The organism is Kribbella capetownensis (assembly GCF_004331485.1).
Classification (GTDB): Bacteria; Actinomycetota; Actinomycetes; order Propionibacteriales; family Kribbellaceae; genus Kribbella; species Kribbella capetownensis.
Genome location: NZ_SJKD01000002.1, coordinates 526,886 through 541,754, shown reverse-complemented (window position 1 = coordinate 541,754; position 14,869 = coordinate 526,886). Strand labels below are relative to the sequence as shown.

The window sequence follows — 14,869 nt, the reverse complement described above, 5'->3', positions numbered from 1 at the left end:
TCAGATCCCGTAGATCGTTGTGTCGTTGTCGGCGTCCTTGGCCAGTCGTTTGGACAGGTACAACGCCTCCAGGGCGAGCTCGACCGCGGCAGCGATGCGGCCGGGCGACTCGTCCGGCTCGACGCCTGCGCGCGCGGCGACATCATGCAGGACCGGCAGCTCCGGCAGCGCGGCCAGCACATCCCGGCCGGGGACCCGCTCACCCGTCGTCACAAGGTTGCCATCGGCAACAGCGTTCGCCAGCGGGCTGAGGTCGAGACCAGCGAACCGCTCCCGCGCGGTGTCCGCGACCGAGCGACGCAGGAGGTACTCGAGCAGCTCGATCTCACGCCCCTCCTCCCCGGGCTCGAACTCGAGCTTGCCGCGCAGCACGGCAGGTACGGCCTCCAGGTCGACCGGCCGCGAGACGGCCGGCTCCTCGCCGGTGATCGCGCTGCGCCGCAGCGCGGCGGCGGCAATCGTCTCGGCCGCGGCGACCGCGAACCGAGCCGACACACCCGACCGCTGGTCGATCGACGTCGACTCGCGCAGGTGCCGGACGAACCGGGCCAGCACCTCGAGCAGCGGCTCCCCGACCTCGGCGGTGAACTCGGCCTCCTGCCGGATCACGTCCACCTCGGCGTCGATGTCGAGCGGGTAGTGGGTCCGGACCTCGGCGCCGAACCGGTCCTTCAGCGGCGTGATGATGCGGCCGCGGTTGGTGTAGTCCTCCGGGTTGGCCGTTGCCACCAGCAACACGTCGAGCGGCAGCCGCAGCGTGTACCCGCGGACCTGGATGTCACGCTCCTCCATCACGTTGAGCAACGCGACCTGGATCCGTTCGGCCAGGTCCGGCAGCTCGTTGATCGCCACGATGCCGCGGTGCGCCCGCGGCACCAGACCGAAGTGGATGGTTTCCGGGTCACCCAGACTGCGGCCCTCGGCAACCTTCACCGGGTCCACGTCGCCGATCAGGTCGCCCACCGAGGTGTCCGGTGTCGCGAGCTTCTCGGCGTACCGCTCGCTTCGATGGATCCAGGTGACGGGCAGGTCGTCGCCGAGCTCCACGGCGCGGCGGCGCGATGCCGGCGTGATCGGGTCGAGCGGGTGCTCGGGCAGCTCGGCGCCCTCGATCACCGGGGTCCACTCGTCCAGCAGGCCGACCAGGGTGCGCAGCAGCCGGGTCTTGCCCTGGCCGCGCTCACCGAGCAGGACGACGTCATGCCCCGCGAGCAGGGCGCGTTCGAGTTGCGGAATCACCGTCCGGGTGAATCCGACGATGCCGGGCCACGGATCACGCCCGGCCCGGAGTTCTGTCAGCAGGTTGTCACGAATCTCGGCCTTGATCGACCGTGGGAGATGCCCGGCGGCCCGGAGGTCACCGGCCTTACGAGGAAGTTCAGCAGGTGCACTAGTCACAGGTCACAAGTTAGCTCGGTCACCCCAAATCGCACCCCGAATATCTCAGCGCTTGGGCGTGACCCGGCCGGACGCGAAGACGTGACTCGGGGTGAACGTGACCGGGACCCACGGATGATCCGGCGCCTCCCGGGCGACGAAGTGATCGCCGTCCGCGGGCTCGGTCGGGCGCAGCTCGTACTCCTGCACAGGCTGCTCGGCGAACGACAGCCGGTCACCGGTGGCCCGAAATTCCATCACGAGCGCCTCATCTCGCCGTACGACGTCCAGTTGGACGGTAGCTCGTTCGTACCGGCCGACATGGCGGTCGTCGACCGGACCGTCCGCCGGCTGCGGTGACGCCGGGTGGCCAACGCCGGTGAAGTGCCTGAAGACCTCGGTGGCCAGCGGCTCGAACAGGGCCGTTCCGTTGCCGGAGTTGGTCAGCAGGCACATGATCAGCCGTGCCTCGGGGTCGATCCGGAGGAACGCCACCTGCGAGATCGTCGTTCCGTCGTGGCCGAACAGGCCGCGGCCTTGCCAGTCGTAGATCCGCCAGGCCAGGCCGAGGTTGCTGAAGCCGCCGATGCCGCCTGCGTACGGGACTTGCGGCTCCTGCATCGACCGGTAGCGCTCATCGGTCAGATGCATCCGGGCGAACTCGAGCAGGTCGCCCGCAGACGCGGTGACCCCTCCGGCCGGACCAATGCTCCGAGGCAACTGCCACGTCTTGACCGGCGATCCGTCGGTGCCCAGGTGGCCCAGGGCGGCGCGGTGCAGGATCGCCTCCTCCGGCAGCGTGACGGTCCGGGTCAGCCCGAGCGGCTCGACCAGGCGCTTGCGCAGCGACTCGTCCCAGGTGCCTCCGTCGAGCACCTCGATCAGTCGGCCGAGCAGCACGAACCCGGCGTTGCAGTACGAGTACGCCGTACCTGGCTCGAACAACTGCTCGACGTCGGCGAGAAGAGCGACGTACCGCTCGAGGCACTCGTCGCCGCGGCCGGTGTCGGTGAACACGTCGCCGTCGATGCCGCTGGTGTGAGTGAGGAGGTGACAGACGGTGATCCGTGGATCGATCGATGCCTCGGGCAACAACTTCACCACGGCGTCGTCCAGGTCCAGCCGCCCTTCAGCGGCCAGCTGGACGATCATCGTGGCGGTCCACGGCTTGGTGACCGACCCGAGCTGGAAGACCGCGTCCTCGGTCGTCTCGACCCCGGTCGACGCGTTCAGTACGCCGTACGGTGCGATCGTCGTCTCACCGTCCTGCCAGATCCCGAGCACCGCCCCCGGAACCTTCGCCGCCACCGCCAGTTCACTCAACCGCGCAGACCAGTCAGGCATGTGCCCAACCTACTTCGTCGCCTCCTCCAGCAGCGCACGGAGGGCAGTCCAGGCTGCGGTCTCGTCGAAGTTCTCCGCCAGCAGGATCTTCGTCGCCACGCTGGCCGAATCCCGGTAGAACGCCAGCAGCAGATGTTCGGTGCCGATGTAGTTGTGGCCCAGCGTCAGCGCCTCTCCGACCGCTCCTTGCAACACGTGCGAGGTCCTACGGGTGAACGGCGGTCGCTCGGCGTCGAGCGTCTTCGGCGGGTCGGTCGGCTCCTCCGCTGGATTCACCTCGTCGACGGCGGCGCGGACCTTTTCCTTCGTGATGCCGTGGTGCAGCAGCGCCTTCGTACCCAACGACTCAGGCTCTGCGTAGAACGCGAGCAGCAGGTGTTCGGTGCCGATGTAGTCGTGGTTGTCGCCGCGGGCCACCTCCGACGCGGCCTTCACCACGGCCATCGCACGCTTCGTGTAGCGGTTGAAGGCCGGCTTGCTCGTCCACGAGTCGGCGAAGCGCTTGTGCGCGGCCTGCTTGCTCACGCCGAGCACCGCGCTGATCTCGACCCACGATTTGCCGGCGCCGCGGGCCCGGTCGACGAAGAAGCCGAGGGCGGCGTCGCCGGTGCTGGTCAGTTCGCTGATCGTCGACGCCGCGGCGGCAAGCTGCTCGAGTTCGTCGTCGCTGCCGGCGTCCGCCTTGATCGTGTTGATGAGTTGCTGCAGGTCAGGTCCAGGAGTCATGCCGTCAACCTTAGGTTGACAAATTGCTTTCCGTCAACCCTGGGTTGACGCGGCCTGGGGTGTAGCTAAGGACAGGAGGTGGTCGGTCGCGGAGCCGCTCCGACGCTGACGTCAGGCGTGAGCGACCCTGCGGGCGACCACTACCTCCTGTCCTTAGGTACGGTTTGGCGCGTGCAACCCCTGCCGGACGTGATCAGTGACGGGCTGCGGGTGCTGTTCTGCGGGATCAATCCCGGGCTGATGTCGGCGGAGACCGGTCATCACTTCGCCCGGCCCGGGAATCGGTTCTGGCCGGCATTGCACCTGAGCGGTTTCACGCCGCGCCTGTTGCGACCCGACGAGCAGGGTGAGCTCCTGACCTATCGCCTCGGCATCACCAACGTCGTCGACCGCCCGTCCGCGCGCGCCGACGAACTCACCCGTGCGGAGTACCTGGCCGGCGGGGAGAACCTGGTGAAGAAGGTTCTCCAGATCCAGCCGGAGTGGCTCGCGATCGTCGGCGTCACGGCGTACCGCGACGCTTTCGGCGAGCGGAAGGCTGCCATGGGCAAGCAGGACCGCCTGATCGGCGACACCCGCGTCTGGGTCCTGCCGAACCCGAGTGGACTCAACGCCCACTACACCTTGCCGAAGCTCGCTGCTGCCTTCGCCGAACTCAAGCAAGTCAGCTGAGAGACCGCCGCCAAGTCCTCAAGACCATCGCCGGCGAACTCGAATCCCCGGCCCTCCTGGGCCTCCGCCTGCACCTGCTGATCTACGCAATCGACTGGTTGAACATCTCAGCCGAGCTGCGCGAACTGCGCAGCAGACTTGGCGACCGCCCGTTGACCGCCTTCTCGGCAGCCAACCTCCTCCGCTCCCGTCTGACCGCAAGCGAAGCCACCTGGTCCCCTGAGTCCTTGGCAGGTCCGGCGACACAGCTCGTCCACGACCCGGACCTGACCGCCGGCCTGCTCGCCTGGTCCCTGATCTCCGCCGCCGGCCCGCGCTCAGGCTGGTCCTCCACCTGGCGCGCCCTACTCATTGCCCTGCGCAACCACCCGTCCACCGACGTCCGTCAGCTCGCACTCGAACTGACGACGGCGAGCGAGGATTAGTCCTCCTTCTCGGCCTTCTCCTTGGCCCGTTTGCGGCGTTTGCCTTCGTGCATGGCGATGACTCGGGCGATGGGGATGGCTCGGCCTTCCTCGAGGAGGTCTTCGGGGAGGGACTGGGGAGCTGGGAGTTGATCGGCCCAGCGGTCGGCGTCGCCGAGCTGCTCGACGGCGGTGCGGACCGTGAAGTCGCGTGGAGTGACTCGGTCCAGGTCGTCCCAGCCGACCGGGAAGGACACCGGCGTACCGGGCCGGACCCGCGGACTGTACGCCGCGACCACCGTCGCCCCACCGGATCGCGTCGAGTCGACGAACACCTTCCCGCCCCGGTCCTCCTTGATGTACGCCGTGGTCGCGACGTCGGGGTCGATCCGCTCGGCCCGCGCCGCGATCGCCCGGGTCGCGGCCGCCGCGTCCTCGATCGACACCGACTCGTCGATCGGCACGAACACGTGCACACCCTTCGCGCCGCTCGTCTTGACCGCACCCGACAGCCCGGCGTCGGCCAACGCCTGCCGGACCAGGAACGCCGCCTGCACCGCCTTCGCGAACGTCTCGTCCCCCTCCGGCGGGTCGAGGTCAAGCACAAGATGCGTGATGCGGTCCCAATGGTCCGCGCGCATCAGCGTCGGGTGGTACTCGACCGCGCGCTGGTTCGCGAACCACAGCAGCGTCCGCCGGTCGTCGCACAACGCGTACGACACCTCGCGCTTGGACGCCTCCGCCCACACCGGCACCGTCTTGACCCAGTCCGGCGTGTACTTCGGCACGTTTTTCTGCATGAACTTGGGCTGCCCCGGCCGGATCCGGATCACCGACAGCGGCCGCTCCCGCAACTCGAGCAGGATCCGCTCGTGCACAGCATCCAGATAGTCGACCAGATCCCGCTTGGTCGCGTCAGCCCCGTCGAACAAGGGCTGATCCAAGTTGGTCAGGTCGACCCCGTCCCGCGTCTCATCCGGCTTGCTCGCCATTCCCAGAGCTTAGAAGGCCGACGAGGGCTTCGAGAACCTTTTCCGCCTCGCCGGGTTCCACCGTCTGGGGGTTGAGCGCGATCGCGTCGTCGGGCATCCGATAGGTGCCGACCGCGATCCGCGGGTCGCGGTTCCACAACGCCGTGACCAGGTCGTCCCGGGTCCAGCCGGAGGTTGTCGACAATCGCACAACCGCCCGGCTGTGCGGCTGGCCGGCCTCACTCGGATAGCCGCGGGTAACGGTCACTCCGGGCATTCCCTGCAATCCGCGGATCCAGTTGTCGACAATCCGCTCGTAGCCGGCGAGCATCGCCGCCTCATCCTGCTCCAGCGTCCACTCGACCGCCGCGAGCAACCCGAGCAGTTCCTCCTTCCCGACCTTCATGCCGCGCCCGATGTCCTGGTTCGGCGATGCATGCAGCCGGCAACGGTCCACGATCCACCGGCGTCCCAGCACCAGGCCACTGGCCTGCGGACCGCGCAGCCCCTTCCCGCCGCTGAGGATCAGCGCGTCCGCCCCGACATCCCGAGTGAATCGCCACAGCGTCGCGACCGGCGGGATCTGCGCGGCCGCGTCGACGATCACCGGTACGCCGGCCTCCGCGGCGATGCCGATCACCTCTTCGACGGCAAGCGCACCGGCCGCGAAATGGGTCCCGGCGAACCACAGGACGCAGGCTGGCTCGCGGGCGAGGGCCGCTCGCAGTTCGTCGACCGACGGACCGATCTCGACGATCCGGGCGCCGGTCAACTGGACGCCGTAGTCGCAGCCGTTCCGCTGCGAGGCGAACATCACTACCTCGGCGTCGACCGGAAACGCCTGCGACTGATCGGTGATGCAGGCGGCAACGGTCAGCGTGATCGCCGCCGCCGCACCGCAAGTCACGTATGCCGCGTCGTTGTGCGTCAGCTCGGCCAGCCGCTCACCCACGCGAGTGTGCAGTTCGTCGAGATCGACGAACTGAGCGGCCGCGTCGTTCATCGCCTGCAGAACCGGGGCCGGCATCAACGAGCCACCGAGCATGGTCAACGTGGCGGACGCGTTGATCACCGGCCGCACGCCGAGCCCGCCCACCGTGGTGGACGGACGGACCGGCGGAGCTACCTCGAGCGGATCGGTCATCCGACCAGGAACCTTGACATCGGCGGGACCCCGGACAGCTCGGCCAACCACGCGTCGAGGAAGTCGTTGTCCGTCGCATCGAGATGCGTCAGCTTGTAGACACTCGCAGCAGGCAGAGCGTTGATCAGCGGTGCACACCAGTCCTGATCGTCGGCTGCGACCAGACTCGTGGCGGTCACCGCGGACGCGTGCCGAGTCGGATCGAAGTAGGACAGAGTGTTGTCGACAATCTGCACCGAGGAGCCGGCTCGAAGGTGATCGTTGAGCTCCTCGAGCGGATACGAGCTGGACTTCAACCGCGCCTCCATCGCCCGGTAGAACAGCAGATCAGTCACCCGGAGCGCGGTGAAACCCGGCCGCCGCGCGGCCGTTAGCACGGCCAGGTCGTCGCCGGTCACCGCCACGCGCGCCGGATCGGCCTCTGACAACCCCAGCAGGAACTCGGCCGCCCGAAGACAGTCCGCCGCGATCCCGCGGTAGATGTACGACGCCGGATCGTCGATCCCCATTGTCAACAATCCCGGGTACGCCGCCGAGAACCCCTCGTCGGCCAATCGCTGACCACGATGCATCAGACCGAACACGACGTACCGGCTCCGGTCGTTGGGGTGCGGCACGTGGTTGACGCTGCCGTACCGCGGCGTCTGCAGCAGCGCGGGGAACCGACCGTCACCGGTGGGGATGCTCAAGTGGCCGAAGACGCGGTACGGGCCCGTGCTTGTCAGGCGGACGGTGTAGCTGGTCGCTTCGTCGGTCGCCCGCGCCGGCACGACGTCGAGCACCGGACGGGCGGGAATCGCGGCCAGTTCGTTGTCGACCGCGGCCCAGTAGTCGTCGAAATCCATCAGTCACCGTCCCGGTTGCAGGTGCTCGGCAAGGAAGTCCTCCACGATCCGCATCACGCCCGGCAGCCCGGCGTGATGTGCGCAGTGCGGGAAGGTGTGCAGCGTCTTCTCGCAGGTCAGCGTCCGATGCAGCGCGAACCCGGTCTCCGGCGGGCAGACGTCGTCCTCCAGCCCGAGGTACAGCAGCGTCGGCGCCTGCACCTTCGGCGCGAAGTTGAGACCGTCGTAGTACGCGACCGACTCCCGCACCCGATCCACGTCCTTGGGATGCACCCGCAGGTACTCGCTGATCTCCTCGTACGGGTACGACCGGGTCAGCGTCGGCGCGGTCATGATGCCGCACAAGTACGGCGCTCCGGCCGCGACGGCCTTGATCACGTCGGGCCGCAGCGCCGCCGTACTGATCCCGAGCCCACCGCCCTGACTCGATCCCTGCAGTCCGATCCGCGCATTGTCGACTTCCGGACGACCGAGCAGTACGTCGACCGCCCGTACGACGTCGAGGTAGAAACCGCGATAGCCGTACGTGTTGTGGTCGACGATGTTGTGCGTCAGCAGTCCCGGGTAGCCCGGGTTGAACACGTCGTTCGACCGCAGCTTGCCGCGCGGCGCCACCGCGAGAGCGGCGTACCCGAGCTCGGACCATTCCTTCGGGATTGTCGGCTCGGAGATGTAGCCGGGGATCGTCACGAGTGCCGGGTACGGCGCCGGGCGGTCGCGAGGGGTCGTGTACCAGCCGGCGATCCGCAGTCCGCCGAAGCTGGTGTAGCGCAGATCGTAGACAATCACATTGTCCGTGGAGAGTGTCGGCATCTCGGTGAGCACCGGCTCCAGCGGGTACGACGCACAGTCCGCCAGGCCGGCCGCCCAGAAGGCGTCGAAGTCGTCCGGCAGTTCGACCTCGACGATGGCGGTCTCAGGGTCTCTCAAGAGCATTCCTCTCGATGGGGTGCTGAGTAGAGCGTGCGCTGGTTGCTCGGTAGAGCATGCGTCCGCACCCGGTCCTTCAACCGCCGCCGATCCGGACCCAGACAAGTTCATCAGGTCCGAGCGGCTGGGCCTCAGCCGACTCCCACGGCTTGGTGCTCGGGCTCGATGACGGCGACGACGCGCTCGTCGCCGCGGGGGTACGGTGCGCCGGCGTACTTGATGGCCAGATTGTCGACAATCTCCCAGGCCTCGTCGCCCTCGATCCATTCGACGACCCGGCCGCGGATCACGACGGGCTCGAACGGATTGTCGACAGGCGCGATGGACAGTGCCACCCGCGGGTCACGGCGCAGGTTGCGTGCTTTGCGCATGGTTGGACCGGTGAAGAAGACGATGCGGTCACCGCGGGCGCCGACGTACACGGGAGTGCTGTGCGGCGAGCCGTCGGCGCAGATCGTGGCGAGGTGAGCGATCGAGGTGCCGTCGAGGACGCTACGCACTTTCGGGTCGAGCATGGGTCTCTCCTTTACCAGGGTTGTTGCTCAGCAGGGTTGTTGCTCAGCAGGATTGTTGCTCAGCGGGGACGTTGCTCAGAGGGGTTGTTGCTGCAGGGGTTCTTCTTCAGCGGGGATTCTTGGCGCGCCAGGCGACATAGTCGGCGACGGACTGGGCGACGTCGAAGGCGGGCGCGAAGCCGGTGTCGTCGGTGAGCCGAGCGATGTCGAGGTACGGGTCCACGCCGGGTCCGCCCTGCCGTCCGGGCAGGAGGTCGAGTTGCAGGCCTGGTGTGATTGTCTGCAATGCGTCCGCGAAGTCGCGGTTGGTGTACGCCCGGCCGCTGGACACGTTGTAGACGTTGTGCGCCAGGCTTTCCGCGGTGGTCAGAAGTGCGATCGCACGCCCGGCGTCCGGCGCGTAACAGCAGTCGCCACCGTCGTCGGCGGACAGGGGCTTCGGCTCCTCACCGCGGAGCACGGCGCTGATGTACGGCGGGATGTAGAAGAACGGCGATTCCGGGTCGACGAGCGGTCCCCAGATGGTCCCGATCCGGAGTACGACGGGCTGGACGCCGCTGCCCTGCAGGCTGTGCATGGCGAGTGGTTCGACGGCCTTCTTGAACGCGATGATCAGGTGCGGCAATTTGGTCGTGGGCAGATCAAGTTCCTCGTGCCAGCGGGTCTCGGACCGGCCGATGTACACGCCGAGGCTGCTGGCGACGGCGCACCTGCGGACGCCCCATGCTCGGGCAGCGTCGAGCGCGTTGAGCAGCCCGGACGTATCAGTGCGGAAGAAGTCCACCGGGTTCTCGCCCGGGACGCTGCCGGCGAGGTGGACGACGTCGCTGATGTCGTGGCGGGCGCCGAGGGCGAGGAAGGCGTCCCGATCGGTGACGTCGAGGGGTTCGACGATGACCCGGCCGGCGAGGAACGACGGGACCTCGGTACGGCGGTGAGTGGTGACGACGACCTCCTGCCCGAGATCGAGGAGCGCGCGGGCGGTGTGAGCGCCGATCATGCCGAGCCCGCCGGTGACGAGGATCATCGGACAACCTCGTAGTGCAGGTGGGTCACACCGGGCGCGGGGATCGCTTCGAGCAGGCGTAGTTCCACGTGTTCTGGGAGTTCCTGGAAGAAGCTGCGACCGGCGCCGAGCAGGATCGGCACCTGGTGCAGGATCACCTCGTCGACGAGGCCGGCCGCGAGCGCCGACGTCACCGCACCGCCGCCCATGATGGCGACGTCCTTGCCGCCGGCAACCTCGCGCGCCGCGGCGACAGCGTCCTCGATCCCGGTCGTGATCAGGGTCTGACGCTTGTCACTCATCCCCGGTACAGGACGGTGGCTGACGACGACCAGCGGGGCGGTCGGATGTGGGGCTCCGCCGTTGACCCAGCCGGAGTCGTCGTAGGTGTTGCGACCGGCCAGGCTGGCGCCGACACGTTCGGCGCTCGCGTCGAAGAACCGGACACTGGCCTCGCTCAGCTTGAAGCCGTCGAACACCTGGCTCGGTGTGTCGCCGTCGAAGTACCAGTTGAACAGCATCCCTCCGTCGCCGAGCCCACGCCCGGCGCCGGGATCGCGACCGGTGATGTACCCGTCGACCGAAACCGAATGGGCACTGATGACCTTGCTCATGTCTGTCCTCCGTGGTGATCAGATGGCTTGGTGGTGATCAGATGGCTTGCTGGAAGTCGAAGAATCGGCGCGGGTCGTACGCGCGCTTGACCGCTGCCAGCCGCGGATAGTTGTCCGCGTGGTACGCCGACGCCCAGTCGTCGAGCGCGCTGTCCGGGAAGTTGGGGTAGACGCGGCCGGACCCATCGGCGTGCGCGGTCGCCCAGGACTCGTCGACCCAAGGATCGTCCGCGTCAGCGATGTGCTCGAGCAGGAAGCGCGTGCTGCGATGCGCGAACGCCGTGGCATTGTCGACAATCCTGTTGTAGGCCCCGCCCATTGCTGTCAATGCCAGCTCTCGTCGGCCCGCGGTCCTCGAGAACTGCTTCAGGAGAGACGCGATGCTGCCGTCGGCCAGCGGGTTGGAGAAGAACTCCGACCTGAGCCGGGTGAGGCGTTCGGGTTCGTCGAGTGGGTCGCCGAAGGTGCTCTTCAGCTGGCTGTACGGCAGTCCGGCACGCAAGTCGAACGTTGAGGTCGCCCCTGCCCGATCGATGAACTGCTGCATCAGCTCCCGGGTCGCCGCTTCATCGAGCATCGAAGCTCCGAAGAGCGTGGCTCGGACGGGTACGCCGGGCTCCGACACCAGGGAGAGGTTGACGGTGAGTTCGTCCGGGGCGTCCGGTGCCCAGGCTTGCCAGGCTGAGACCAGACCCTCGATTGCGATGCCCGACCAATGCGCCTCGATGCGGGTGGTGATCGGTTCAGGGACGGTGTCGAATCGCAGCGAGGTGACGACACCGAAGTGGCCGCCGCCGGCGCCGCGCAGGCCCCAGAACAGGTCCGGTTCGTGGTCGGCGTCGCACTCCACGACACTGCCGTCTGCGAGTACGACCTGTGCGCCGACGAGACGATCGCAGGTCAGCCCGTACTTGCGCCCGAGCAGGCCGATCCCACCGCCGAGGGTGAGGCCCGTGATGCCGACGGTCGGACCGCATCCGCCTGGGACAGTTCGGCTGTGGGCGTGCAGGGCGGCGTACACCTGTGCCAGGCGGGCGCCGGCTCCGATCGTGGCGAGCCCCTCGGGCGCCACCGAGATGGTGTCGAGTCCGGACAGGTCGAGCACGATCCCGTCCGTCGACGATCGGCCGGCGAAGCAGTGGCCGCCGCCGCGAGGAGCGATGCGGTCCCCGGTGGTCGCGGCGTACTTGATGATGCTGACGACGTCCGAGACCGAGCGGCACAGAGCCACGAGCCTGGGCCGCATGTCCCGGTAGGCGGGGTGGAATGGGCGGCGGATCACGTCGTAGCCCGCTGATTCGGGCCTGAACAGCTCGCCGTCGAGTGTGTCGATCCAGTCGGTCATGAGTCAGACGCTATGACCAGCGCTCTGCCCGGGTCTTGAACGAATCGCGCACGGGTCAGACCCGGAGCGGCTGCCTCCGGGTGGCGAGGAACGGCTTGTACGACGCGGAGTGGTCGTGGCCGCACATGCACCGATCGACGGTGCCGCCGAGAAGCTGGCTCGGGTTGAGGCCGAGGAGTTGGCGCGGGGTGAGGCCGGTCAGCCGGAGGCATTCCCGGCTGAGGTGCGCCTGGTCGGCGTACCCCGCGTCGATCGCAAGTCCCGCCGTACCGTCCGCACCACGCCGACCCGTGGGCGTGGCGCCGGCCTGCGCCAGCGCGAGAAACCCCTGGAACCGCAAGGTCCGCTGGAGCACCTTGGGGCTCATCCCCACCGCATGCAGGCAGCGGCGACGCAGTTGGCTCGCCGACAGCGCCAGATGGTTGGCCAGCGTGTCGATGTTGAGCGGCCGCCACGGCATCAGCGCCTGCACGGCTTCGCCCACCAGCGGATCCACGCGCACCGCAGTACGAAACTCCTGCAGCAGGTGGGTCTGCAAGAACATCAAGGCTCGCTCGGCTGTCCCCGCCCGAGCCATCGCTTCGACAAGCCGGTCCTCGAGACTTCCCCACAAGTCCGCCAGGCCGACACGCTGATCCACCAAATCGTCGAGCACCGTCGGCAAGGGCGGCGCCGTGCCCGGGTGGAACCGCACCCCCACGATCGTGGTGTGCGCCGGAATGACCTCGACCTCAGGCCCGGTCAACGGCCCCACCAACTGCGGACGCCCACCGATCGGAAAGTGAATCTCCACGCCACCGGTAGGCAAATGCCGCTGCACGTACGCCGCCTCGCCGGTCCGCTGAATCCAAACCGTCCGCACCACACCCGCCAACCCAGGCAACGGCGGCCGCTCAACGTACGACTCCACAACCGCCATCTTGGCACTGAACCGGCCAACCACACCGCCGTCAAGCCCTTCGACCTGCGTGCATACTCAGGCCCCGCCTGACCTCGACTCAATCACCCAAGAACGGATGGCTCCACTACCCCTAAACAACCACTGGCGCGAGGCCGGCCTACCACTCCGAACCACGCGGCGACTACATGCGTCTGCGACAACCGTGTGCAGCACCGGCCACGCCCGGAGCAGCCGGGGCCGGAGGCGGTTTCCTCTGTCAGCCGCCGGAGACGCCTAGTTCGGCTTCGGCTAGGTCGGCGGTTAGGCCGTCGGTGTCGTCGAGCCAGCCGTGTGGGAGGACGATGTGGTCGCGAGGACTGCCTTGACGACCTCGGGGCGCGCCCAGTTCGGCAACCGGGAAGGGAACCGCCGGGTCCAGCTGGGACAGCAACTCGTCCAGCTGCGCCAACGATTCAACCATCCCAAGCGCCGCGCGGAGTTCGCCGCCGGCCGGGAAGCCCTTGAGATACCACGGGACGTGCTTGCGGAAGTCTCGCAGACCGCGCGGCTCCCCCATCAGGTCAGCCAGCAGCTCACCATGCCGGCGCATCACGACAGCGACCTCACCGAGGGTCGGCAGGTTCAACGCCTCCCCACCGGAGAACGCAACCGCGAGGTCCCGGAACAGCCACGGCCGGCCCAGGCATCCACGCCCAACGATGACCCCAGCGCACCCAGTCTCCGCGACCATTCGCAGAGCGTCGCCGGCCTCCCAGATGTCACCGTTCCCGAGCACAGGGATACTCACGTGGTCCACCAGCGAGGCGATCGCGGACCAGTCGGCCTGACCGGAGTACGCCTGCGCCGCCGTACGCCCATGCAACCCGATCGCCGCAGCTCCCGACTCCTCGGCGATCCGGCCCGCGTCGAGGTACGTCTGATGGTCGGTGTCGATGCCGATCCGGGTCTTCATCGTGACCGGCACGCCGTACGGCGTCGCGGCGTGGACCGCCGAGCGCAGGATCGCGCCGAGCAGGTTGCGCTTCCACGGCAGCGCGGCGCCACCGCCCTTGCGGGTCACCTTCGGGACCGGGCAGCCGAAGTTCAGGTCGATGTGCGCGACGCCGTACTGGTCGCACAACACCTGCACGGCACGACCGATGTACGTCGGATCGACGCCGTACAACTGCACCGAGCGGACCGTCTCACGCTCGTCGAACGTGAGCATGTCGAGCGATTTCTGGTCACCCTCGACGATCCCGCGCGACGTGATCATCTCGCACACGTACAGCCCCGCGCCCTGCTCCGCGCACAGTCGTCGGTACGCCGCATTGGTGATGCCGGCCATCGGCGCCAGCACCACGGGTGTGTCGATCGTGAGGTTGCCCAGTCGCAGCATGGTTCAGGCCTTCGCCACCAGCACCTGGCCGTTGCCGGAGATCTGCGCCTTGTACGGATCGACCGCGTTCGACATCGTGGTGACGCCGCACGCGATCGGCTCGCCGGAATGCTTGACCACGGCAACATCAGCCATCGTGCAGGTCACCTTGGCCGCATCGGGCGCCGTACGCAGCACCGCGTCCACGACCTTGGCCTTCACGATCGCGACCGAGTCGGAGGTGAACTTGTACGACGCGGAGTACTGCTTCGCGTCGACCGTCAGCGTCCCGCTGTACGGCTTCCCGCCGTACGTGACTGTGCACGTCAACGAGTGATTGCCAGGCTTCTCCACGTCCTCGATGCCCGGGCACTTCACCGTCGTGGTGGCGGCCTTGCCGGCCGCGATCTGCGCCTGCTTGGCGATCGCGAACCGGATCCGGTCGGCCAGGGCTGCGTCGCTTGCCGGCTCGCCGGTCACCTTCGGCGTCGGCCACGGCTTCGACGGTGTCGGCAGCGGCGTCAGCGCCGGCGTGGACGCGGTCGGGATCGGCGAGTTCGAGCTCGCCGGAGGCGTCGACGGAGCGGGGCTGTCGTCGCCCGCCTGCGGCTTGGAGTCCGAACATGCTGCCAGCACGAACACCATCACCGCGGACAGCCCGAAGACCGTCAGGCCGAAGCGCAGGTGTCCACGACCGAGGAACCGCCGAGCCGCCATG

The 14,869-nt window shown here is 68.0% G+C and carries 16 protein-coding genes; 2 read left to right on the top strand and 14 right to left on the bottom strand.

Annotation, left to right across the window (positions count from 1 at the left end; translation table 11 throughout):
- Genes E0H75_RS12905 through E0H75_RS12895 form a run of 3 tightly spaced genes read right to left on the bottom strand, consistent with a single transcriptional unit; the run spans nt 1 to nt 3,447 of the window.
- Nucleotides 1–1,398 carry an ATP-binding protein gene (locus E0H75_RS12905; protein ID WP_131513731.1) on the bottom strand — a complete coding sequence of 466 codons (1,398 nt, stop codon included), beginning with the start codon at nt 1,396–1,398 and terminating at the stop codon, nt 1–3.
- Nucleotides 1,399–1,443: 45 nt separating this feature from the next.
- Entirely contained in the window at nt 1,444–2,721 is a 1,278-nt protein-coding gene (locus E0H75_RS12900) for a serine hydrolase domain-containing protein (protein ID WP_131513730.1), read from the bottom strand.
- A gap of 9 nt (nt 2,722–2,730) precedes the next feature.
- The gene (locus tag E0H75_RS12895) at nt 2,731–3,447 is read right to left on the bottom strand and encodes a Clp protease N-terminal domain-containing protein (RefSeq protein WP_131513729.1); all 717 of its coding nucleotides are present in this window, start codon (nt 3,445–3,447) and stop codon (nt 2,731–2,733) included.
- Nucleotides 3,448–3,618: 171 nt separating this feature from the next.
- Here E0H75_RS12895 and mug point away from each other — a divergent pair, with 171 nt between their 5' ends.
- A complete protein-coding gene (gene mug, locus E0H75_RS12890; protein ID WP_202872977.1) occupies nt 3,619–4,119 on the top strand; it encodes a G/U mismatch-specific DNA glycosylase in 501 nt (166 codons plus the stop codon).
- Nucleotides 4,120–4,217: 98 nt separating this feature from the next.
- A complete protein-coding gene (locus E0H75_RS12885; protein ID WP_131513728.1) occupies nt 4,218–4,544 on the top strand; it encodes a hypothetical protein in 327 nt (108 codons plus the stop codon).
- Here E0H75_RS12885 and ligD read toward each other — a convergent pair.
- The 11 genes from ligD to E0H75_RS12830 form a co-directional block, all read right to left on the bottom strand.
- The gene (gene ligD / locus E0H75_RS12880; protein ID WP_131350180.1) at nt 4,541–5,515 is read right to left on the bottom strand and encodes a non-homologous end-joining DNA ligase; all 975 of its coding nucleotides are present in this window, start codon (nt 5,513–5,515) and stop codon (nt 4,541–4,543) included. The two genes, E0H75_RS12885 and ligD, sit on opposite strands and share 4 nt — an antisense overlap.
- On the bottom strand, nt 5,496–6,638 hold the full coding sequence (locus E0H75_RS12875; RefSeq protein ID WP_131513727.1) for an aminotransferase class V-fold PLP-dependent enzyme: 1,143 nt from the start codon (nt 6,636–6,638) through the stop codon (nt 5,496–5,498). Before E0H75_RS12875 ends, ligD begins: the two co-directional genes overlap by 20 nt.
- The gene (locus tag E0H75_RS12870) at nt 6,635–7,483 is read right to left on the bottom strand and encodes an acetylxylan esterase (RefSeq protein ID WP_131513726.1); all 849 of its coding nucleotides are present in this window, start codon (nt 7,481–7,483) and stop codon (nt 6,635–6,637) included. The genes E0H75_RS12875 and E0H75_RS12870 overlap by 4 nt, the downstream gene beginning before the upstream one ends.
- 3 nt (nt 7,484–7,486) lie before the next feature.
- Nucleotides 7,487–8,413 (bottom strand): acetylxylan esterase, encoded by a 927-nt coding sequence (locus E0H75_RS12865; protein ID WP_165553670.1) that lies wholly within the window; start codon nt 8,411–8,413, stop codon nt 7,487–7,489.
- A gap of 131 nt (nt 8,414–8,544) precedes the next feature.
- Nucleotides 8,545–8,928, bottom strand: a complete 384-nt coding sequence (locus E0H75_RS12860) for a PPOX class F420-dependent oxidoreductase (RefSeq protein ID WP_131513724.1) — start codon at nt 8,926–8,928, stop codon at nt 8,545–8,547.
- Nucleotides 8,929–9,034: 106 nt separating this feature from the next.
- Nucleotides 9,035–9,955 carry an NAD-dependent epimerase/dehydratase family protein gene (locus E0H75_RS12855; protein WP_131513723.1) on the bottom strand — a complete coding sequence of 307 codons (921 nt, stop codon included), beginning with the start codon at nt 9,953–9,955 and terminating at the stop codon, nt 9,035–9,037.
- Nucleotides 9,952–10,548 carry a dihydrofolate reductase family protein gene (locus E0H75_RS12850; protein ID WP_131513722.1) on the bottom strand — a complete coding sequence of 199 codons (597 nt, stop codon included), beginning with the start codon at nt 10,546–10,548 and terminating at the stop codon, nt 9,952–9,954. The genes E0H75_RS12855 and E0H75_RS12850 overlap by 4 nt, the downstream gene beginning before the upstream one ends.
- A 37-nt stretch (nt 10,549–10,585) precedes the next feature.
- Entirely contained in the window at nt 10,586–11,893 is a 1,308-nt protein-coding gene (locus E0H75_RS12845; protein WP_131513721.1) for an FAD-binding oxidoreductase, read from the bottom strand.
- A 55-nt stretch (nt 11,894–11,948) separates the two neighbouring features.
- Nucleotides 11,949–12,812 (bottom strand): helix-turn-helix domain-containing protein, encoded by an 864-nt coding sequence (locus tag E0H75_RS12840; RefSeq protein WP_131513720.1) that lies wholly within the window; start codon nt 12,810–12,812, stop codon nt 11,949–11,951.
- A gap of 238 nt (nt 12,813–13,050) precedes the next feature.
- On the bottom strand, nt 13,051–14,172 hold the full coding sequence (gene dusB / locus E0H75_RS12835) for a tRNA dihydrouridine synthase DusB (protein WP_131513719.1): 1,122 nt from the start codon (nt 14,170–14,172) through the stop codon (nt 13,051–13,053).
- A 3-nt stretch (nt 14,173–14,175) separates the two neighbouring features.
- Nucleotides 14,176–14,868 carry a hypothetical protein gene (locus E0H75_RS12830; RefSeq protein WP_131513718.1) on the bottom strand — a complete coding sequence of 231 codons (693 nt, stop codon included), beginning with the start codon at nt 14,866–14,868 and terminating at the stop codon, nt 14,176–14,178.
- Nucleotide 14,869: the final 1 nt, after the last annotated feature.